Origin of the sequence: Paracoccus contaminans (assembly GCF_002105555.1) — a bacterium.
Lineage (GTDB): Bacteria > Pseudomonadota > Alphaproteobacteria > Rhodobacterales > Rhodobacteraceae > Paracoccus > Paracoccus contaminans.
Genome location: NZ_CP020612.1, coordinates 1,378,457 through 1,399,647 on the forward strand (window position 1 = coordinate 1,378,457; position 21,191 = coordinate 1,399,647).

Sequence of the window (21,191 nt, forward strand, 5' to 3'; positions counted from 1 at the left end):
GATGAACGTCGTGGACGCGCGCAACAACGCCCCGCAGTATCTAGGCGAAACCCCCTCGCAGACGGCGGGGCCTTATGTCCATATCGGCCTTGCGCCGGCCGCCGCGGGGTTCGAGATCTTCGACAGGACGCTGGGCGGCGACATCGCCGGGCCGAATGCAAAGGGCGAGCGCATCCGCGTCGAGGGGCTGGTCATCGACGGCACCGGCAGCCCGGTCAAGGACGTGCTGATCGAGGTCTGGCAGGCCAATGCCGAGGGCATCTATGCCCATCCCGAACATGCCGGCACCGGCGGGCGCGGCAATGTCGAGGAAGGGTTCCGCGGCTGGGGCCGGATCATCACCGATTTTGAAACCGGGGAATGGTCCTTCGACACCATCAAGCCCGGCCCGGTCGCGGCACGGCGCAAGATGCAGTCCTCGGTCGCGCAGGCGGTGCGCGACAGCCATCCCGACTGGCAAGGGCGCATGGACGAGAGCCACCCGCCCATGGCGCCGCATCTGAACCTGTGGATCGTCGCCCGCGGCATCAATATCGGGCTGAACACCCGCATGTATTTCGAGGACGAGGCCGAGGCGAATGCCAGGGATCCGGTGCTGAACCTGATCGAATGGGAAAACCGCCGCGCGACGCTGATCGCCCGCCGCATGGATCGCGACGGCAGGCCGGTCTATCGCTTTGAAATCCGCCTGCAGGGCGACAATGAAACGGTTTTCTTCGATGTCTGACGTCTCTGGCAAGCCCTGCATCATCTGCGTTGCGATCACCGGGTCGCTGCCGACCAAGGAGAACAACCCGGCGGTTCCGATCACCATCGCCGAGCAGGTTGAATCGACGCATGAGGCCTTTGAGGCCGGTGCCACCATCGCGCATTGCCATGTGCGCGACGACGAGGGGCGGCCGACCTCGGACCCCGAACGGTTCGCCCGGCTGAAGGAGGGGATCGAGCAGCACTGCCCCGGCATGATCGTGCAGCTGTCCACGGGCGGGCGGTCTGGCGCGGGGCAGGCGCGGGGGGGCATGCTGCCGCTGGCGCCCGACATGGCCAGCCTGTCGGTCGGCTCGAACAACTTTCCGACCCGCGTCTATGAGAACCCGCCCGATCTGGTGGACTGGCTGGCGGCGCAGATGCTGGCCCATGGCGTCAAGCCCGAGATCGAGGCGTTTGACCTGTCCCATATCCTGCAGGCCAAGCGGATGGCCGATGACGGGCGGCTGGCCGGCACGCCCTATGTGCAGTTCGTGATGGGCGTGAAGAACGCCATGCCCGCCGACCGCGACGTGTTCGACTATTACATCCGCACGGTGGAACGGCTGTTCGGCGCGGATGCGCCCTGGTGCGCGGCGGGGATCGGGCCAAGCCAGATCGTGCTGAACGAATGGGCGATCAGCTCGGGCGGGCATGCGCGCACAGGGCTTGAGGACAATGTCCGGCTCGACCGCGAGAGGCTGGCGCCGTCGAATGCGGCGCTGGTGCGGCGCGCGGCGGATCTGTGCGCGCGATATGACCGCCCCGTGGCCGACTGGCGGCAGGCCAGGGCGATCCTGGGCCTGCGCATGCCCGCCGCGGCCTGACGCCGCGCTGCACAAGGACAGACCATGCCCGCAGCCCTTGCCGACAGCGCGCTCTATCGTCCCCTGTTCGGGGACGCGGCCACCGCCGCGCTGTTCACCCCCAGCGCCGAGCTGCGCGCCATGCTGCTGGTCGAAGGCGCGCTGGCCCGCGTGCAGGGGCGCTTGGGGCTGATCCCCGAAACCGCCGCCGCCGCCATCGACCGCGCCAGCCGCGAGGTGCAGATCGATCCGGCCGCGCTGGGGGGCGAGGCGGCGGTGGACGGCGTTCCCGTGCCCGGCCTTGTCGCGGCGTTCCGCAAGGCGATGCAGGCGCCCGAACATGCGCAATTCCTGCACTGGGGCGCGACGAGCCAGGACATCATGGACAGCGCCCTTGCCCTGCGGCTGCGGCGGGTGACGCAGGATTGGGACCGGCGGCTTGGCGATTTGCTTGCCGCGCTGGGGCGGCTGGCGGGTGCGCATGCCGACCTGCCGATGGCGGCGCGGACCTATGGTCAGGCGGCGACGCCCACCAGCTTCGGCGCAATCGTCGCAGGCTGGGGCTGGCCGCTCGTCCACCACCGGGCGCGGCTGGCCGAGGTCGGCGCGCGGCTGGCCACCGTTTCGCTGGGCGGGGCGGCGGGCACGCTGTCGGCGATGGGCAAGGACGGCCCCGCCGTGCGCGCCGCCCTGGCCGAGGCGCTGGACCTGGCCGATCCCGGCCACAGCTGGCACGCACAGCGTGACCGCATGGGCGATTTCGCCGCCTGGATGGCCGGGCTGACCGCATCTTTGGGCAAGATGGGCGAGGATCTGATCCTGATGACCCAGTCCGGCATCGGCGAGCTGCGCCTGGCCGGGGCCGGCGGATCGTCCACCATGCCGCAAAAGCACAATCCGGTCGGCCCGTCTGTGCTGGTTGCGCTGGCTCGGCAGGTCACGGCCCTGTCCGCCGCCATGCAGGGCGCATCCATCCACCGCCAGCAGCGTGACGGGGCGGCCTGGTTCGTGGAATGGCTGACGCTGCCGCAGCTGTGTATCTCCACCGGGCGCGGCATCGGCCTGGCGCTTGAGGTGGCCGAGGGCCTTGCACCCGACCCCGCCGCGATGGCGCGCGGCCTGGCCGAGGGGCAGGGTGTCATCCTGGCCGAGGGGCTGACCTTTGCGCTGGCCCGGCGGATGCCCCGGCCCGAGGCGCAGTCGCGCATCAAGGCCCTGTGCCGCGAGGCGCTGGAAACCGCAACGCCCCTGCCCGCTCTGGTCGAACGCGACTTTCCGGGGCTGGCCTCAAGCGCGGCGGTCAGCCTGGGAACCGCGCCGGACGAGGCAAGGCGCTTCGCCAAAGCCGCATCCGCAGGCGGCTGAGCCGCCGGGGCCGCGATGGACGCTGCGCCATCACCCGGCCCCCCATGAAAGGAGAATGATTGACCATGATCGAGACAACCTCAGCCGCCCCCCGGCGCGGGGGCAGGCGCGGGGGCGGATCGGCCGGGCTGGTTGCGGCGCTGTGCTGGGCCGCCGTCGTGCTGGATGGGTTCGACCTGGTGGTGCTGGGCGCGCTGATCCCGACCCTGACGGGGGGCGAAAGCCCCTGGATGACGCCCCCGCAAGCGACCTTCGTGGGCACCATCAGCCTTGTCGGCATGACGATAGGCGCGCTGGTGATCGGCGCGGCGACCGACCGGATCGGCCGGCGGCGGGCGCTGGTCGGGGCGGTCCTGGTGTTTTCCCTGTTCACGCTGGGCTGCGCGCTGGCGCAGGATTACCGGCAACTGGGTCTGATGCGCTTTCTGGCCGGTTTCGGGCTGGGCGGTTGCCTGCCCACCGCCATCGCCATGGTGACCGAGTTTTCCAGGGGCAGGGCGGGCAAGGCCTCGACCGCGCTGATGACGGGCTATCACGTGGGCGCGGTGGCGACGGCGCTGCTGGCGCTGCTGGTGCTGGGCGGGTTGGGGTGGCGTTCGCTGTTCGTGATCGGCGCCCTGCCGGGGCTGGCGCTGGCGCCCCTGATGCTGCGCATCCTGCCCGAATCGCCGGCCTTCCTGATCGCCAAAGGGCGCGAGGCCGAGGCGCGCGCCATCGCCGCACGGTTCGGCCTGGCATCTGCGGATGCGGCCGTCCCGTCCGGCGCCGAGGCGCGCGTTTCCGCAGCGGCGCTGTTCCGCCGGCCCTGGCTGCGCAATTCGCTGGGGATCTGGACCACGTCCTTCATGGGGCTGCTGCTGGTCTATGCGCTCAACACATGGCTGCCCAAGTTGATGGTGGCGGCCGGATACGGGCTGACGGGCGGGCTGTGGCTGCTGCTGCTGCTGAATGCAGGGGCGATCTGCGGATTGCTGGTGGCGGGCGCGGTCGGCGACCGCATCGGCCTGCGCCGCGCGGGCATCCTGTGGTTTGCGGCAGGGGCGGCGCTGCTGGCGATGCTGTCGATCAAGGTCGCGCCGGCGCTGCTTTATCCGCTGGTCTTCCTGACCGGCTGCTTTGTCTTTTCGGCACAGGTGCTCGTCTATGCCTATACCGCGGCCAATCATCCGCCCGCCGTGCGCGCCACCGCGCTGGGGATGTCGGCGGGGGTCGGCCGGCTGGGGGCGATCGCGGGGCCGCTGATCGGCGGGATGCTGGTTTCCATGCAGATCGGGCATCCCTGGGGCTTTTATTTCTTTGCCCTGGTCGGGGCGGTCGGCGCGCTTGCGCTTGCCTCGACCCGCGTGATGCGCCGATAGGGCGCCGGCCCCGCCGCATCCAGCCTTGAGCCAATGAAAAAGGGGCCGTCCGGCCCCTTTTTCCAGTCCTGCCGGCCCCGGCATCCGGCCGTCAGGCGACCGGAGCGGCCGCGTCAGGCTTTTTGCCGCGGCCCGCAAAGATCCGCGTGACCACCACGAAGAACACCGGCACGAAGATCAGCGTCAGCAACGTCCCCGTGAAGGTGCCGAAGAACGTGGCATAGCCGATCGCGGCGCGCGCCCCTGCGCCCGCCCCGGTGGACAGCATCAACGGCAAGACCCCCAGGCCGAAGGCCAGCGAGGTCATCAGGATCGGCCTGAGGCGCATCCGGGCCGCGTGCCGCACCGCCTCGATTGCCGATTCGCCCGCCTTTTCCATGTATTCGCGCGCGAATTCGACGATCATGATGCCGTTCTTGCCGGTCAGGCCGACCACGGTCAGCAGGCCGACCTGGAAATAGACCCCGTTCGCCTGCCCGCCGGCCCATGCGCCCAGCAGGGCGCCGAAGATGCCGACCGGCATCGCCAGCAGGACGGCGATGGGGATCGACCAGCTTTCATACAGCGCCGCAAGGCACAGGAACACGGTCGCAAGCGCCAGCACATACAGCATCATCGCGCCCGATCCGGCCTCTTTTTCCTCAAGCGAAAGGCCGGTCCATTGCAGCGAGAAGCCGGGCGGCAGCTGGGTGGCCAGCCGCTCCATCTCGGCCAGCGCGTCGCCGGTGGAATAGCCATCGGCTGCCGAGCCGTCGATCGCCATGGCGGGCTGCGCGTTATAGCGCTGAACCTGCTGGGGACCATAGACCCAGTCCTGAGTGGCAAAGCTGCTGAAATCGACGAAATCGCCATTCGCGTTCTGCACGCGCCACAGGCTCAGGTCGCGCGGCGTGGTGCGGGCCCACGGCTCGCCCTGCACATAGACGCGCTTGATGCGGCCCTGATACAGGAAGTCGTTGACATAGGAACCCGACCAGATGCTGGCCAGGAACGAGCCGACATCCGCTGCCGTCACGCCGACCGCGCCGGCCTTGGCCCAGTCGATGTTCAGTTCGAACTGCGAGGCGTCCTCGACCCCGCTTGGGCGCACGGCGGCCAGCACCGGGCTTTTGCCCGCCAGGCCCAGCAGCATGTTGCGCGCGGCCAGCAGCTCTTCATGCGTCTGCCCTGCGCCGGCGGTCAGATAGGCCGAAAAGCCCGATGAGTTCCCCAATTCCAGCACCGCCGGGGGCACGATCGGGATGACCATGGCCTCGCGGATGCCGCCCATCAGGGGGCCGAAGGCGCGCCCCGCGATCGCCGCCGCCGAACGCTCGGGGGTGGCGCGTTCTTCCCAGTCCTTCAGGCGCACGAACATCATGCCCATGTTCTGCCCCTGCCCGGCAAAGGAAAAGCCGCGCACCGAGAACACCGAATCGACATTGTCTGCCTCGGCTGCGGTATAATAGCCCGACACCTTCGACAGCACCGCCTCGGTCTGTTCGGCGGTCGTGCCCGAAGGCCCCTGGACGATGGTCATGATCGCCCCCTGATCCTCTTCGGGCAGAAAGGCGGTGGGGGTGCGCTGGAACATCAGCACCATCGCGCCCACGATTGCCGCATACAGCACGAACATGATGACGGGATGGCCGGTGGCAAAGCGCACGATCCGGCTGTAGCCGTTCGTCAGCCGGCCGAAGTTGCGCTCGAACCAGTTGCCGAAGCCGGTGCCCAGCCGGGACAGCACCCCCTGCCGCCGCGTGCCGGGCCGGGCATGCGGTTTCAGGATCGTGGCGCACAACGCCGGGGTGAAGGTCAGCGCCACGAACACCGACAGCAGCATCGCCGACACGATGGTCACGGCGAACTGCTTGTACATCTCGCCGGTCGAGCCGCCAAAGAACGCCATCGGCACGAACACGGCCGAAACGACCAGCGCGATGCCGATCAGCGCGCCCGAAATCTCGTCCATGGACCGGCGTGTCGCCTCGACCGGGCCGAGATGTTCGTCGCGCATGATCCGCTCGACGTTCTCGACCACGACGATGGCGTCATCGACCAGCAGGCCGATCGCCAGCACCATGGCCAGCATGGTCAGCGTGTTGATGGAAAAGCCCAGCAGCGCCATGATGCCGAATGTGCCCAACAGCACCACCGGCACCGCCAGCGTCGGGATCAGCGTCGCGCGGAAATTGTGCAGGAACAGCAGCATGACCAGCACGACCAGGACGATGGCCTCGACCAGGGTGTGGATCACCGCCTCGATGGACAGCAGCACGAAGGGGGTGGTGTCATAGGGAATGACATATTCCATCCCCGCGGGCATGAACTTGGCCAGTTCGGCCACCCGCGCCTTGACCAGCTTGGCGGTGTCCAGTGCGTTCGCGCCCGAGGCAAGCTGGATCGCCATCCCCGATGCCGGCTTGCCGTTGAAGAAGCTGGCGATCTCGTAGTTCTCGGCCCCCAGTTCGGCCCGCGCCACGTCGCGCAGCAGGACCAGCCCGCCATCGGTGTCCGAGCGCAGGACGATCCGCTCGAAATCCTCGGGGGTCTTGAGCAGCGACTGGGCCGTGATCGTGGCGTTCAGCTGCTGGCCGGCGGGGGCGGGCATGGCCCCGAACGATCCGGCCGAGATCTGCGCGTTCTGGGCGCTGACCGCGGCGATGACCTGAGCGGGCGTGATGCTGTAATATTTCAGCCGCGTCGGGTCCAGCCAGATGCGCATCGAGTATTCCGACCCGAACACCCTGATGTTGCCGACCCCTTGGGTCCGCGACAGCGGCTCGACCATGTAGCTGTTGAGATAGTCGGCCAGGTCCACGGCCGAGCGTGTGCCGTCTGTGGACACCAGGCCGATGACCATCAGGAACCCGGTCGCCGATTTCTCGACCGTGACGCCCTGGCGGGTGACGGCCTCCGGTAGGCCGGCCTCGGCCTGGGCCAGCTTGTTCTGGACCTGCACCTGCGCGATGTCGGGATCGGTGCCCAGCGCAAAGCTGAGCGTGATCTGCCCGCTGCCGGCCGAGGTGGTCGAGCTGTTGATGTAGCGCAGCCCGTCAAGGCCGGTCATCTGCCGTTCGATCACCTGCACCACGGTATCGGCGACGGTCTGCGCCGAGGCGCCCGGATAGGCGGCGCTGATGACGACCGAGGGCCCCGCGATGGACGGATATTGCGAGATCGGCAGCCGCAGGACCGACAGGGTGCCCAGCCCCATGATGATGATGGCGATGACCCAGGCAAAGATCGGCCGGTCGATGAAAAATCGCGCCATCGGCTCAGTTCCCCTGCGCCGGGGCTGCGCCCGCGCCGGCGCCCTCGGACGGGGCCGCAGTCGATCCCGAGGATGCGCCCGCGCCCGCCGCCGGCGATCCTGCCGATCCGGCGGGCTGGGCCATGCTTTGCGGTTGCGGCGCGCCGGCTGCATCCACCCCGCCCTCGGACGTCTGCCCTGCCGAGCCGCCCGCCGCCCCCGCCCCCGGGGCCGAGGCGCCCATGGGCGCGCCGTCCGGCGCCGTGCCGCCTGCCGCTGCGCCCGCACCGTCCGCGGGTGCCGGGGCGCCTGCGGCCGTGCCGCTCGTATGTTCGCCGCCCGCCGTGCTGGCGCCCTCGGGCGCAGCCTGCCCTGCGGCGGCACCCTCCGCGCCCGCCTCGGGCGCGGCGATATCGACCGGCGCGCCCGGTCCGGCCTTCTGGAAGCCGGAGGTGACGATCAGATCGCCCGGCTTGAGGCCCTCGGTCACGACCCAGTTGTTTCCATCCGCCGTCAGCACCTTCAGCGGCCGCTCGGCGATCACGCCGTTCTCGACCACCCAGACCTTTGCCGTGCCCTGCTGATCGCGCATCACCGCCATCTGCGGCACCATGTAGACGCCCTTTTCCTCTTGCTGGGGAAGGGCGACCTCGACGTAAAGGCCGGGCAGCAGCAGGTGGTCGGGGTTGGCGAAGGACACGCGCAGGGTGATCATGCCGGTGGTCGGCTCGACCTGCGGCTCGGCCGCGCGCAGCTCGCCCTTGACAGGATAGATGTCCCCGGTCGGCAGGATCAGCGTTGCCTGTCCGGTGGCCAGAACCCCGCCGCCCTTGTGCGACTGCTGCCAGCGCAGCAGGTCGTTGGCCGATTGCGTCACGTCCACATAGATCGGGTCCAGCGAACGGATGGTCGTCAGCGCGGCTGTCTGCTGCGCCGCGACCAGTGAGCCGGCGGTCGCCTGCGAAAAGCCGATGACCCCGGCGATGGGCGCGCGGATCGTCGTCCGGTCAAGGTCGATTTCGGCCGATTGCTGCTGCGCCTTGGCAAGCTGCAGCGCCGCATCCGCCGCATCGCGGGCGGCCAGCGCGCTGTCACGGGCCGCGCCCGAGGCGTTGTTGCGGGCGAACAGTTCCTGCGCGCGCCGCGCCTCGCGCTGGGTCAGGTCGAAATTGGCCTGGGCCTGCGCCACGCTGGCCTTGGCGGCCGCCACGGCCGAGGCATAGGTTTCAGGCTCGATCGTATAAAGCGCCTGCCCCGCCTCGACATTCGAGCCTTCCTCGAACTGCCGCTCGCGGATGATGCCCGAGACCTGCGGGCGCACCTCGGCGACGGTGGAGGCCTTGATCCGTCCGGGCAGCCGCGCGCTGAGGGTGAAATCGGTGGGCTGCGCCGCCACCACCGTCACCGAGGGCTTGGGCGCGCCTTCCTGGGCGCCCGCAGCCAGGGGGATCAGGGCGCCGATCGTCGCGGCAAGGGCAAGGCGAAAGGTGGTGCGAAGGGACATGGCGCGCTTTCGAACAACGGACAGGGCTTGCACATATTTCATGCGCAGCGGCGGGCAAGGGCAATGCCCGCCGGCAGGGCTTGGGTGCTTCTGCCCGGTCAGGGGGCAGCCGTGCGCGACAACCTGCACGCGAATCGGGGCAGGGGCCGGCTTTCGGGCTGCTTGCCCTGCCGCATTGTCCGCCAGCCTCGGATGGGGCCGATCTAGCAACCTTCGCAAAGGAGTGTAAAGGACACATCAGCCTTGCGCCCGGCGCCCGCCCATGTGCCCGCGGGTCAGCCCCGTTGCGCCCGCCGGCGGCTGGGTTTATCCCGCCCGGCATGAGCGTCGCCGTTCCCATCCGTTTCGATACCGTCAGCAAGGTCTGGCCGCAGCGGGACGGGCAGGGGGTCCGGGCGCTGGACGGGGTGACGCTTGACGTGCCAGCCGGCGCGATCACCGGCATCATCGGCCGGTCCGGGGCGGGCAAGTCCACGCTGCTGCGCATGGCCAACGGGCTTGAGCGGCCCACCGCCGGCACTGTCCGGGTGGGCGAGGCGGATGTCGGCCGCGCCAGCGGCGCCGCCCTGCGCGCGATCCGCCGCGATGTCGGAATGATCTTCCAGCATTTCAACCTGCTGGCCAACCGCACGGTGGCCGGCAACATCGCGCTGCCGCTGGAAATCGCGGGCCGGCGCGACGCGGCCGGGCGGGTGGGGGAGCTGGCGCGGCTGGTCGGGCTGGACGGTCTGCTGGACCGCTATCCGGCCGAGCTGTCAGGCGGGCAGAAACAGCGCGTCGGCATCGCCCGCGCGCTGGCCACCGGCCCGCGGGTGCTGCTGTCGGACGAGGCGACATCAGCCCTTGATCCCGAAACCACCCGATCGGTCCTGGCGCTGCTGTCGGACATCAATGCCCAGCTTGGCCTGACCATCCTGCTGATCACTCATGAAATGGCGGTCGTGCGGCAGATCTGTTCCCATGTCGCGGTGATCGAGGCCGGGCGCATCGTCGAGGCGGGCGAAACCTACCGCGTCTTTTCCGCCCCTGCCCATGCGGTGACGCGGTCCTTCCTGACCGGGATCACCACCATCGCCCTGCCGCGCTTCGTGGCCGAGCGGATGACCGAGACGCGCCCGCAGGGGCCTTCGCAGGCGGTGATGCAGGTCACCTTCGTCGGCCAGCACGCGACCGACCCGATGCTGTCGCGGCTGACCCGCGATCTGGGGCTGGACGTGAACATCCTTGCCGGCGCGATCGAGGAAATCGGGCCGCGCCCCTTCGGCAACCTGCTGGTGGCGCTGGATGCCGGCCAGGCGGGCCAGGCCGCGGCCGAACTGGAAAGGCACGGGATGCTGACGCGGGTGCTGGGCTATGTCGCCTGAACTGATCGCGCTGATCGCGCAGGCCACCGGGCAGACGCTCTACATGGTCGCCGCCGCGGCCCTGCTGGGCACGCTGATCGGTCTGCCGCTGGGGGTGTTCCTTGCCACCTCGCGGCGGGGCGAGCTGCTGGCCGCGCCGGCGCTGAACGCGGGGCTGGGGCTGGTGGTGAACGCCGCGCGATCAGTCCCGTTCATCATCCTTGTGGTGGCGATCATCCCCTTTACCCGCGCGCTGGTCGGCACCTCGATCGGCACCACCGCGGCCATCGTGCCGCTGACCATCGCCGCCGCGCCCTTCATCGCGCGGCTGGTCGAAACCTCGATCCGCGAGCTGGACGCCGGGCTGATCGAGGCCGCCCGCGCCATGGGCGCGACCCCCTGGCAGATCGTGCGCAAGGTGCTGCTGCCCGAGGCGCTGCCCGGCATCGTGCTGGGCCTGACGCTGGCGGCGGTCAGCCTGATCGGCTATTCCGCCATGGTCGGCGCCGTGGGCGGCGAGGGCCTGGGCGATCTGGGCATCCGCTATGGCTATCAGCGCTTCATGCCAGCCGTGATGCTGGCGGTCGTCGTGGTGCTGATCGTGCTGGTGCAGCTGGTCCAGACGATCGGCGAGGCGATCGCCGCCCGGCTGGACAAGCGCGCCCCCCGCCGCCGCCGTTGACCATCCCCGCAGCAAAGGAACGCATCATGCGCCGCATTCTCACCCTGTCCCTGTCCGCGCTGGCCCTGTCGGCCGCGATGGCCGCCGCCGAGGACATCACCGTCGGCGTCACCCCCGGCGAGCATGCCGAGATCATGGAAGAGGTCGCCAAGTTGGCCGCCCCCAAGGGGCTGAACATCAAGGTGGTCGAGTTTTCCGACTATGTCGTGCCCAACCAGGCGCTGGCGGACGGCGATCTGAACGCCAACAGCTTTCAGCATGTCCCCTATCTGGAAAACCAGATCAAGGACCGCGGCTTCAAGCTGGCGGCGGTCGGCAAGACGATCACCACGCCGATGGGCGTCTATTCGGCCAGCCTGAAATCGCTGGACGCCCTGCCCGAGGGCGGCAAGGTCGCGATCCCGAACGATCCGACCAATGGCGGGCGGGCGCTGCTGCTGTTGCAGGACAAGGGCATCATCAAGCTGAAGGAGGGCACGGGGCTGACGCCCTCGCCGCTGGATCTGGCGGAAAACCCCCGGAAGCTGAAGTTCCTGGAGCTGGACGCGGCCCAGCTGCCCCGCGCGCTCAAGGATGCGGACGCGGCAGTCATCAACACCAATTTCGCCCTGGCCGCCGGGATGAAGCCCAAGACCGATGCCATCGCGATGGAAAAGGCCGACAGCCCCTATGCCAACGTGATCGTCGTCAGGCAGGGTGACGAGGACAAGCCCTGGGTCAGGGAACTGGTGGACATCTACCATTCGGCCGAGGTCAAGACCTTCATCGACAGCAAGTATGACGGTGCGGTGATCACCGCCTGGTAAGCCGAAGGGGCCTGCACGGCCCCGCCCCTGTGCCGCGGCCGCCTCAGCCGCCGCGGCATCGTTCCGGCTTGGGCGGTGCCGGCGCTGCGAGGCAGGGCAAATCGGGGGCAGAAAGCCCGCCGCGCCCGTGCAGGGCCGTGGCGCGCAGGCAGGCGCGGCCGGGCGCGCGCCCTTGTCCTTGCATCCAGGGCCGCGGCGTTTGCCCTTTGACCGGGCGGGCATGGGCGCGCCCTGCGCGCGGCAAGGCGGGCCGGCGGTTCATGATCGGCGGCGCCGTGAACCCTGCGGGGCGGCGCGCCTTTGCCCGCGCGCGGCAGGCGCCGGCGCAGGCTAGCGCCGCGCCCGGGGGCGGCGCAGCAGGAAGATCAGCGGAACCACCGCGAGGCACATCCACATCATCACCACGAAATCGTCGTTATAGGCGATCATCATGGCCTGCCGGGTCACGAGGCTGTCGATCACGCCCGCCGCCTGCGCCGTGGTCAGCCCGCCCAGCCCATCGGCCATGCGCTGCAGGTCGGGGTTGACGGCCGTCAGGGGGCTGACAAGCTCGACATGGTTCACGGCCGTGTTGCGGGTCAGCAGATAGCCGAGGATCGAGATCCCGATGGACGATCCGATGTTGCGCATCAGGCTGAACAGCGCCGTCCCGTCGGCGCGCAGCGTCGGCTCCATCGTGGCGAAGGCGATCGAGGACAGCGGCACGAAGACGAGGCCCATCCCCATCCCCTGGATCACGCCGGTGCGGATCACCGGCTCGGCCCCCATCAGGGGTGAAAAGCCGCTCATCATGTGCATCGACCAGCCGGTCAGCAGCAGCCCCGCCGCGATCAGCGCGCGCGCATCGACAAAGCGCAGCAGCCGTCCGACCAGCAGCATGACGAGCATCGTGCCCATGCCGCGCGGCGCCATGATCATCCCGACCGTCAGCACCGGAAAGCCGTAGATGCGCGACAGCAGCGGCGGCAGCAGCGCCATCGAGGCCATCAGCACCATCCCGACCACGAAGATCATCACCAGCCCCAGGGAAAAGTTGCGGTCGGCGAAAAGGCGCGGGTCGATGAAGGGCCGCTCGGCCGTCAGGAAATGCGTGGAGGCCACCCACAGCCCCGTCAGCGCCAGCCCCAGTTCCACCCAGACCTCGGTGGAGCTGAACCAGTCCAGCTCGGCCCCCCTGTCCAGCATCATCTGCAGCGCCCCGATGCCCAGCGCGAGGAAGGCAAAGCCGAACAGGTCGAAATGGCGCGGCCTGGGCGCGCGTTCGGGCAGATAGGCGGCCGACCCCAGCAGCGCGATGATGCCCACCGGCAGGTTGATGAAGAACACCCAGCGCCAGTCGAAGTTTTCCGTCAGCCAGCCGCCCAGCGTCGGGCCGATGATCGGGCCGACCATGATCCCCGCGCCCCACATCGCCATGGCCTGGCCCTGCCGCTCGGGCGGGTTGATGTCCAGCATGAAGGTTTGCGACAGCGGCACGATGGCGGCGCCGAACAGCCCCTGCATCAGGCGGAAGGCGACCATCGCGCCCAGGTTCCACGACAGCCCGCACAGCACCGAGGCCAGCACGAAGCCGATGATCGAGACGAGAAACAGCCGCTTGCGCCCGATCTGGTCGGCGACCCAGCCGGTCAGGGGCGTCGCGATGGCGGCGGCGACGATATAGGATGTCAGCACCCAGTTGATCGTGTCGGGCGAGGCGCCCAGGTCGGTCTGCATCGAGGGCAGCGCGACATTGGCGATGGTGGTGTCCAGCACCTGCATCACCGTCGCCAGCATCACCGATATGGTGATCAGCCCGCGCCGCGGCACCGGCCCCGCCGGAGGCGCCGCCTGTGCCGCGGCCGCGCCGGCGGCAAGGCCCTTGGCGGGCGGCGGGACGGAGGGCGGGGCGGGCCGGGGGCCGGTCGGTGCGCAGGGGCCTCGGCGGGCGGGCTGCTGCTCAATGCACCGCGTCCTGCCCGGCCAGCGCGCCCAGCCGGCCTTCCAGGGCTTGCAGGCGCGTCTGACGGCGCGTGTCCACCGTGACCGTCGCGCTCAGCCCCGATCGCAGGTCGGCGATGTCCTGTCCGTCCGACAGCAGCAGCCGCACCGGCACACGCTGGGTGACCTTGACCCAGTTGCCCGTCGCATTCTGCGCCGGCAGCAACGAGAATTCGGCCCCCGTGCCGGGGGCGATCGTGTCGACGCGGGCGGTGTATTCGCGCCCCGGAAAGGCATCGAACGCAACCGTGGCGGGCTGGCCGGGGGCGATGCTGGCCAGCTGGGTTTCCTTGAAGTTCGCCTCGATCCAGCTCTGGCCTGTCACCATCAGCGAAAAGACCGGGGTGCCGGCGGCCACGAACTGGCCGGGCCGGAACGAGGATGCCTGCGTGACGATGCCGTCGGCGGGGGCGCGCATCCCGGTGCGGGCCAGCCTGAGGGCCGCATCGTCGCGCGCGGCCTGGGCCTGGCGCACGAGCGGATGGTCGTCCACCGCCCCCTCGGGCTGCCCGCCCAGCGCCGCGGCGGCGTTCTGAACCTCGGCCTCGGCCGCCGTGACGGATTGGCGCGCGGTTTGCAGGGCGTGGTTCGTCTCGTCGCGCGCCGACTGGGTTCCGACCCCGCGGCGGGTCAGCTGGTCCTGCCGCTGCGCCTCGCTTTCCCGGTAGGCGAGATCCTCGCGCGCGGTGTCCAGCTTGCTTGACGCCAGCCGCCAGGCGGCCCGCAGACCCGTGACCTGCAGCCGGGCCGAAGCGACCGCAGCATCGGCCTGCGCCAGCGCGATCGCCAGCGGCTCACGGTCAACGACGAACATCACATCGCCCTTGGCGACGCGCCCGCCCTCGTGCACGCGGCTTTCGGTGACGCGGCCCCCCACATCGGGCGCGACCAGCAGCCGCGCCTGATGCAGGCTGGCGTTGTCGGTTTCCTCGTAACGCCCGCCGTTCAGCACATACCAGCCGGCCGCCGCGGCAAGCGCCACGGGCAGCGCCAGCATCAGGGCGCGCCGCCGGCCCGCGCGGCGCGGCGCGGGCGCTGCGGTGACTGCAGCGCTCGCTGCATGGCCCGATGGTTTCGCCGCCTCGGTGGCGGGCATCGGCAGATCGTCACTCATTCCTGCGGTCCTGTTCGATGAAGGCGCCGCCGGGCGAGGGCGTGCCAGGGTTGTCGTCCCGCCCCGGCATCCCGGCCGGGCCGGCCCCAGGTTTCCGGGCGCGGGACGCGGGGCCGGATGGGGGCATGCGGCCGCGGATCGCCCCTTCGGGCCCGCACGGCCATGCGCAGGCGCCGCGCCGCGGCGGCATCGCAAGGGAATTGGCCAAGGGGCGAAAGGCAGCGGGCAATACGAACCGGGGAAAGGTCAGGCAGGCTCATGGCATAGTCAGCCATTCCCCGTCTTTCAATCACCCACTCGCCCGCCGCGACAGGACGGAGATCATTTCACAAGGTCGGATCGCCCGCAGCCGGCAGGCGCAAGGCCGTGAAGCCCCGTCCCCGCACCCCGATCTGCGCCCCGCCCGATCGCGCCCAGCCCGTCCCATGCCGCTGGTGGCACCCCTGCGCCCGGTCCACGACGGGTCAGCCTGCGGCCCTGAAAGGACGAGGGATGAGACACAGCTTTACGCGGGACTGGCAGGAAGGTGCGCAATATGGATAAGGCCGGCCATTGCGGTCAGGGCCAACGGCCTTGGATGACAACGCCTGTCGCCCGTTCACAGGCCCGCAGAGCAGCCGATCCGGGATCTCATTCAGGGAGGCTGTTGTTCAAGACAACACCACAGGTCGCCCGGCAAGGTATTCAGTGGTGAGCCCAACAGGATTCGAACCTGTGACCCACTGATTAAAAGTCAGTTGCTCTACCAACTGAGCTATGGGCCCAACACAGGGGGCTGATTAGGCAGCGTCCCGCCGGGGGTCAAGCGGAAAAAGCACGCTCTGGCACAAAGGCGGCCTTGCAGGTATGAAGGGGGGATGGAGCGTCCTTCGTCTGACGGCCTGCCCTTCGTCAAGATGCACGGGGCGGGCAATGATTTCGTCATCATTGATTCGCGCGCACGGGACGGGCGGCGCGTCTCGCCCGCGCAGGCGCGCGCCATCGGGGACCGGCACCGGGGGGTCGGCTTCGACCAGCTGGCCGAGATCGTCCCCGATGATGGGGCGGATTACCGCCTGATCTTCTGGAATGCGGATGGCAGCCAGGCGGGCGCATGCGGAAACGCCTCGCGCTGCGTGGCGGCGCTGATGCTGGCCGAGGCGGGCACCGGCGCGGTCCGCTTTGCCACGGCGCGGGGCATCCTTGCCGCCCGCCATGAGCAAGGCGGGGTCTGGGTGAACATGGGCGCGCCGCAGCTTGCTTGGGACGAGGTGCCGCTGGCCCGCGCGGTGGATCCGGGCCACCTGCCGCTGGAGGGTGGCCCCGCGGCGGTGGGCATGGGCAATCCGCATTGCGTGTTCTTCGTGCCCGATGCCGAGGCCGTTCCCCTGGCCGAACGCGGCCCGGCGGTCGAGCGCGATCCCTTGTTCCCCCAGCGCACGAATGTCGAATTTGCCAGCCTCACCGGCCCCGACCGGCTGCGGATGCGGGTGTGGGAACGGGGGACGGGCATCACGCTCGCCTGCGGATCGGGCGCCTGCGCGGCTGCGGTGGCGGCCTATCGCCGCGGGCTGACGGGCCGGCGCGTCACCCTTGATCTGGACGGCGGAACGCTGATCGTGGACTGGCGCGAGGACGGTGTGTGGATGACCGGCCCGGTCGCGCGGGTCTTTGACGGCGTGCTGCGCGCCGAATGGCTGGCCGCGGGGCACGGGGCATGACCGCGCCCGCAGGCTCCCCCCGCCCGCTGCTGCTGGCAACGCTCGGCTGCCGCCTGAATGCCTATGAATCCGAGGCGATGGCCGAGATGGCGGCGGCCGCGGGCCTTGACGGCGCGGTGATCGTGAACACCTGCGCCGTGACCGCCGAGGCGGTGCGCAAGGCGCGCCAGGAAATCCGCCGCCTTGCCCGCGAGAACCCCGGCGCGCCGATCATCGTCACCGGCTGCGCCGCGCAGACCGAACCTGAAACCTTCGCCGCCATGCCCGAGGTCGCCCGCGTCGTCGGCAACCATGAAAAGATGCAGCCCGCGACATGGGCCGGCCTTGCCGCCCCCGATTACGGGACCGAGCGGGTGATGGTCGACGACATCATGTCGGTGCGCGAAACCGCCGGCCACCTGATCGACGGCTTTGGCCGCCACCGCGCCTATGTGCAGGTCCAGAACGGCTGCGATCACCGCTGCACCTTCTGCATCATCCCCTATGGGCGCGGCAATTCGCGGTCTGTGCCCGCCGGCGTCGTGGTGGACCAGATCAGGCGCCTGCGGGACCGGGGCTTCAACGAGGTCGTGCTGACCGGCGTCGATCTGACCAGCTGGGGCGCCGATCTGCCCGGCGCGCCGCGGCTGGGCAACCTGGTGCGGCGCATCCTGCGGATGGTGCCCGACCTGCCGCGGCTGCGCATCAGCTCGATCGACAGCATCGAGGCGGATGCCGAGCTGATGGAGGCGATCGCCACCGAGCCGCGCCTGATGCCTCATCTGCACCTGTCGTTGCAGCATGGAGACGACCTGATCCTGAAACGGATGAAGCGGCGCCACCTGCGCGATGACGCGATCGGGTTTTGCGAACAGGCCCGGCAGCTGCGCCCCGACATCGTCTTCGGCGCCGACATCATCGCGGGCTTTCCCACCGAAACCGAGGCGATGTTCCAGAACGCGCTGGCGCTGGTGAGGGATTGCGGGCTGAGCTTCCTGCACGTCTTTCCCTTCAGCGCCCGCAAGGGCACGCCCGCGGCGCGGATGCCGCAGGTCCGCGGCGAGGTGATCCGCGAACGCGCCGCCCGCCTGCGTGCCGCGGGCGATGCGGCGCTGCGCGCGCATCTGGATGCGCAGGTCGGCCGGGTGCACCGCGTCCTGACCGAAGGCCCGCGCCTGGGGCGCACCCCCCAGTTCACCGAGATCGCCTTTGCCCGCGACATGCCCGAAGGCACCCTGCTGACCGTGTCGGCGCAGGGCCATGATGGCGCGCGGCTGATCGCCGCCTGACCGGCCCGCCGCAGCGCGGCCGCGCGATCTTTTGCTGCCCGGTGCTGGCGGTGGCGCCCGCCGGCGAAGGGGGCTATGATGGCCCTTGCGCCATGCGGCGCGGATGAAACTTTCCGGGAACCCGCGGCATGACCGATTCCGAGATCGACCAGATGTCCTTCGAGGACGCCATGAAGGAGCTGGAGTCCGTCGTCGGCAAGCTCGAACATGGCGAAGCGACGCTGGACCAGTCCATCTCGCTTTACGAACGCGGCGCCAGGCTGCGCGCCCATTGCGAACGCCGCCTGCGCCAGGCCGAGGAGCGGGTCGAGAAGATCATGCTGTCCGCCGCCGGAGAGCCGGTCGGCACCGCGCCGGTCGAAGGCCTGTGACCATGATCGCCCGGTTCGAGGCGGTGCGCGACGCCGTCGATGCGGCGATCGAGGCGGCGCTGGCCGATCTGCCGGACGGCGATCTGGCCGACGCGATGCGCTATGCCTGCGTGGGCGGCAAGCGCATCCGCGCCTTCCTGGTGCTGGAATCGGCCCGTCTGCATGCGGTTCCCGATGCCAGGGCGATGCCCGTCGCCGTGGCGGTCGAGCTGCTGCACGCCTACAGCCTGGTCCATGATGACCTGCCGGCCATGGACGATGACGACCTGCGCCGCGGCATGCCGACCTGTCACATCCAGTGGAACGAGGCCACCGCGATCCTTGCAGGCGATGCCTTGCAGGCGCAGGCCTTTGAAATGCTTGCCGATCCCGCGATCGGAGAGGCCGAGATCCGCGTGGCGCTGCTGCGCCGCTTTGCCGAGGCGGTGGGCGCGCGCGGCATGGTCTGGGGGCAGGCCTGCGACATCGCGGCCGAGACCGCCGTCGTCGCGCTCGACCTTGCCGCCGTCAAGGCGCTGCAACAGGCCAAGACGGGCGCGCTGATCCGCTTTGCCGCGACCGCCGGGGCGGTCATCGCCGCCGCCGATCCCGCCCCGCTTGAGGATTATGCCCGCCATCTGGGGCTGGCCTTCCAGATCGCCGACGACATTCTGGACGTGACGGGCGATCCGGCGCAGACGGGCAAGCGCACCGGCAAGGATGCGCGCATGGGCAAGGCGACCTTCGTATCCCTGCTGGGCCTGGACACGGCGCGCGACAAGGCTGCGGCCATCGTCGGCAAGGCGGTCGATGCGCTGAACGCCTATCCGGGCGGCGAGCCGGTGGAAAACTTGCGGCAACTGGCGCGTTTCATTATCCACCGCCAGACCTGACGCTCTGCCCTGCTGGGCGCAGGGCAAGCGATCCCGAAAAGGGGGCCAGCCGATGTCCGACGATTCCCTTGCACCCCCCGCCGCCGCGCAGCCGCCCGCGACCCCGCTGCTGGACCGGCTCGCCTCTCCCGCCGATCTCAAGGCCCTGACCGACCGCGAACTGGAACAGCTTGCGGGCGAATTGCGGGCCGAGACGATCAGCGCCGTCAGCGTGACGGGGGGGCATCTGGGCGCCGGCCTGGGGGTCGTGGAACTGACCGTCGCGCTGCATGCCGTCTGGGACAGCCCGCGCGACAAGATCATCTGGGATGTCGGCCACCAGTGCTATCCCCACAAGATCCTGACCGGCCGACGCGGCCGCATCCGCACCCTGCGGATGGAAGGGGGGCTGTCGGGCTTTACCAAGCGCAGCGAAAGCCCGCATGATCCCTTCGGCGCGGGCCATTCCTCGACCTCGATCAGCGCGGCGCTGGGTTTTGCCGCGGCGCGCGATCTGGGCGGCGATCCGGGCGATGCGATCGCCGTGATCGGCGATGGCGCGATGAGCGCGGGGATGGCCTTCGAGGCGCTGAACAATGCCGGCCATCTGGGCAAGCGGCTGTTCGTGATCCTCAACGACAACGAGATGTCGATCGCCCCGCCGACCGGGGCGCTGTCATCCTATCTGACGCGGCTTTATGCGCGCGGGCCGTTCCACGACCTCAAGGCGGCCGCCAAGGGCGCGGTCGGTCTGCTGCCCCAGCCCGTCCAGGAAGGCGCGCGCCGCGCCAAGGAGGCGCTGAAGGGCCTGGCGATCGGCGGCGGCACGCTGTTCGAGGAACTGGGCTTTTCCTATATCGGGCCGGTCGACGGGCATGACCTGTCGCAGCTGCTGCCGCTGCTGCGGGCGGTCAAGGCGCGGGCGGACGGGCCGGTGCTGATCCATGCCGTCACCCGCAAGGGCAAGGGCTATGCCCCAGCCGAAGCCGCCGCCGACCGCGGCCATGCCCGCGGCAAGTTCGACGTGCTGACGGGCGAGCAGGCCAAGGCGAAATCCAACGCCCCCAGCTATACCGCGGTCTTTGCCCGCGCCCTGATCGCCGTGGCGGAACGCGACGACCGGATCGTGGCGATCACCGCCGCGATGCCGGACGGCACGGGGCTGAACCTGTTCGCCGAGCGTTTCCCGCGCCGCTGCTTTGACGTGGGCATCGCCGAGCAGCATGCCGTGACCTTTGCCGCCGGGCTGGCCGCCGGCGGGATGAAGCCGTTCTGCGCGCTGTATTCCACCTTCCTGCAGCGCGGCTATGACCAGATCGTGCATGACGTGGCCATCCAGCGTCTGCCGGTGCGCTTTGCCATAGACCGGGCCGGGCTGGTCGGCGCCGACGGGGCGACCCATGCCGGGGCCTATGACATCGCCTTTCTGGCGAACCTGCCCGGCATGGTGGTGATGGCGGCGGCGGACGAGGCCGAACTGATGCGCATGGTCGCCACCGCCGCCGCACTGGACGACCGCCCCTCGGCCTTCCGCTTTCCGCGCGGCGAGGGGATGGGGGTCGAGCTGCCCGAGCGCGCGGCCCCCCTCGAGATCGGCCGCGGCCGCATCATCGCCGAAGGCTCGCGCGTTGCCATCCTGTCCCTGGGCACCCGCCTTGCCGAGGTGATGCGCGCCCGCGAATCGCTGGCCGCGCGCGGCATCATGCCGACGGTCGCGGATGCCCGCTTTGCCAAGCCGCTGGACGAGGAGATGATCCTGCGCCTGGCGCGCGAACACGAGGCGCTGATCACCATCGAGGAAGGCGCGGTCGGCGGCTTTGGCAGCCATGTCGCGCAGCTTCTGCTGGATCGCGGGGCGCTGGACGGGGGATTGCGGCTGCGCAGCATGGTCCTGCCCGACACATTCATCGACCATGCCTCGCCCGAGGCGATGTATGCCGCCGCCGCGATGAACGCCCCCCATATCGAGGCGAAGGTGCTTGAGGTGCTGGGCGTCGCCCGGATCGAGCGCCGGGCCTGACGCCGGCAGGCGCTGCGCCCGCCCGCCGGGGCGCCTGCCGGGCC

Annotated in this window: 16 protein-coding genes and 1 tRNA gene; 12 read left to right on the top strand and 5 right to left on the bottom strand. The window is 69.9% G+C overall.

From position 1 onward, the window contains the following. The first annotated feature begins 1 nt into the window (after position 1). The 4 genes from B0A89_RS06435 to B0A89_RS06450 all read left to right on the top strand — a co-directional run bounded on the left by B0A89_RS06435 (position 2) and on the right by B0A89_RS06450 (position 4,276). Positions 2–727 carry a protocatechuate 3,4-dioxygenase subunit alpha gene (locus tag B0A89_RS06435; RefSeq protein WP_085377436.1) on the top strand — a complete coding sequence of 242 codons (726 nt, stop codon included), beginning with the start codon at positions 2–4 and terminating at the stop codon, positions 725–727. After that, positions 720–1,574: a 3-oxoadipate:acetyl-CoA acetyltransferase gene (locus B0A89_RS06440; protein WP_085377437.1), complete on the top strand. Its 855-nt coding sequence runs from the start codon at positions 720–722 to the stop codon at positions 1,572–1,574. The genes B0A89_RS06435 and B0A89_RS06440 overlap by 8 nt, the downstream gene beginning before the upstream one ends. Before the next feature lie 24 nt (positions 1,575–1,598). Continuing rightward, positions 1,599–2,918 (top strand): lyase family protein, encoded by a 1,320-nt coding sequence (locus B0A89_RS06445; protein ID WP_085377438.1) that lies wholly within the window; start codon positions 1,599–1,601, stop codon positions 2,916–2,918. 65 nt (positions 2,919–2,983) lie between these two features. Beyond that, positions 2,984–4,276, top strand: a complete 1,293-nt coding sequence (locus tag B0A89_RS06450; protein ID WP_085377439.1) for an MFS transporter — start codon at positions 2,984–2,986, stop codon at positions 4,274–4,276. A gap of 91 nt (positions 4,277–4,367) precedes the next feature. Here B0A89_RS06450 and B0A89_RS06455 read toward each other — a convergent pair whose 3' ends face one another. Both B0A89_RS06455 and B0A89_RS06460 read right to left on the bottom strand, forming a co-directional pair. After that, positions 4,368–7,529 (bottom strand): efflux RND transporter permease subunit, encoded by a 3,162-nt coding sequence (locus B0A89_RS06455; protein WP_085377440.1) that lies wholly within the window; start codon positions 7,527–7,529, stop codon positions 4,368–4,370. A gap of 4 nt (positions 7,530–7,533) precedes the next feature. After that, positions 7,534–9,012, bottom strand: coding sequence for an efflux RND transporter periplasmic adaptor subunit (locus B0A89_RS06460; RefSeq protein WP_157115268.1), 1,479 nt, complete (start codon positions 9,010–9,012; stop codon positions 7,534–7,536). Positions 9,013–9,332: 320 nt separating this feature from the next. Between B0A89_RS06460 and B0A89_RS06465 the strand changes: the two genes are divergently transcribed. The 3 genes from B0A89_RS06465 to B0A89_RS06475 are packed head-to-tail and all read left to right on the top strand — an operon-like array spanning position 9,333 to position 11,843. Then, positions 9,333–10,376 (top strand): methionine ABC transporter ATP-binding protein, encoded by a 1,044-nt coding sequence (locus B0A89_RS06465; RefSeq protein ID WP_085377441.1) that lies wholly within the window; start codon positions 9,333–9,335, stop codon positions 10,374–10,376. Further along, positions 10,366–11,037 (top strand): methionine ABC transporter permease, encoded by a 672-nt coding sequence (locus tag B0A89_RS06470; protein WP_085377442.1) that lies wholly within the window; start codon positions 10,366–10,368, stop codon positions 11,035–11,037. Before B0A89_RS06465 ends, B0A89_RS06470 begins: the two co-directional genes overlap by 11 nt. 26 nt (positions 11,038–11,063) lie before the next feature. Further along, positions 11,064–11,843, top strand: a complete 780-nt coding sequence (locus B0A89_RS06475; protein ID WP_085377443.1) for a MetQ/NlpA family ABC transporter substrate-binding protein — start codon at positions 11,064–11,066, stop codon at positions 11,841–11,843. A gap of 330 nt (positions 11,844–12,173) precedes the next feature. Here B0A89_RS06475 and B0A89_RS06480 read toward each other — a convergent pair whose 3' ends face one another. The 3 genes from B0A89_RS06480 to B0A89_RS06490 all read right to left on the bottom strand — a co-directional run bounded on the left by B0A89_RS06480 (position 12,174) and on the right by B0A89_RS06490 (position 15,701). Next, positions 12,174–13,619, bottom strand: coding sequence for a DHA2 family efflux MFS transporter permease subunit (locus B0A89_RS06480; protein WP_085378786.1), 1,446 nt, complete (start codon positions 13,617–13,619; stop codon positions 12,174–12,176). Between the two features lie 163 nt (positions 13,620–13,782). Beyond that, positions 13,783–14,937 (bottom strand): HlyD family secretion protein, encoded by a 1,155-nt coding sequence (locus tag B0A89_RS06485; RefSeq protein ID WP_240558667.1) that lies wholly within the window; start codon positions 14,935–14,937, stop codon positions 13,783–13,785. Between the two features lie 688 nt (positions 14,938–15,625). Then, positions 15,626–15,701 (bottom strand) — tRNA-Lys (locus tag B0A89_RS06490). 93 nt (positions 15,702–15,794) lie between these two features. Here B0A89_RS06490 and dapF point away from each other — a divergent pair. From dapF to dxs, 5 genes are all read left to right on the top strand, one after another. Further along, positions 15,795–16,637: a diaminopimelate epimerase gene (gene dapF, locus B0A89_RS06495; RefSeq protein ID WP_085377444.1), complete on the top strand. Its 843-nt coding sequence runs from the start codon at positions 15,795–15,797 to the stop codon at positions 16,635–16,637. Then, positions 16,634–17,905, top strand: coding sequence for a tRNA (N(6)-L-threonylcarbamoyladenosine(37)-C(2))-methylthiotransferase MtaB (mtaB, locus tag B0A89_RS06500; protein ID WP_085377445.1), 1,272 nt, complete (start codon positions 16,634–16,636; stop codon positions 17,903–17,905). The genes dapF and mtaB overlap by 4 nt, the downstream gene beginning before the upstream one ends. Positions 17,906–18,033: 128 nt before the next feature. Beyond that, positions 18,034–18,276 carry an exodeoxyribonuclease VII small subunit gene (locus B0A89_RS06505; protein ID WP_085377446.1) on the top strand — a complete coding sequence of 81 codons (243 nt, stop codon included), beginning with the start codon at positions 18,034–18,036 and terminating at the stop codon, positions 18,274–18,276. 2 nt (positions 18,277–18,278) lie between these two features. Next, entirely contained in the window at positions 18,279–19,148 is an 870-nt protein-coding gene (locus tag B0A89_RS06510) for a polyprenyl synthetase family protein (RefSeq protein WP_085377447.1), read from the top strand. Between the two features lie 52 nt (positions 19,149–19,200). Then, positions 19,201–21,147: a 1-deoxy-D-xylulose-5-phosphate synthase gene (dxs, locus tag B0A89_RS06515; RefSeq protein WP_085377448.1), complete on the top strand. Its 1,947-nt coding sequence runs from the start codon at positions 19,201–19,203 to the stop codon at positions 21,145–21,147. Positions 21,148–21,191: the final 44 nt, after the last annotated feature.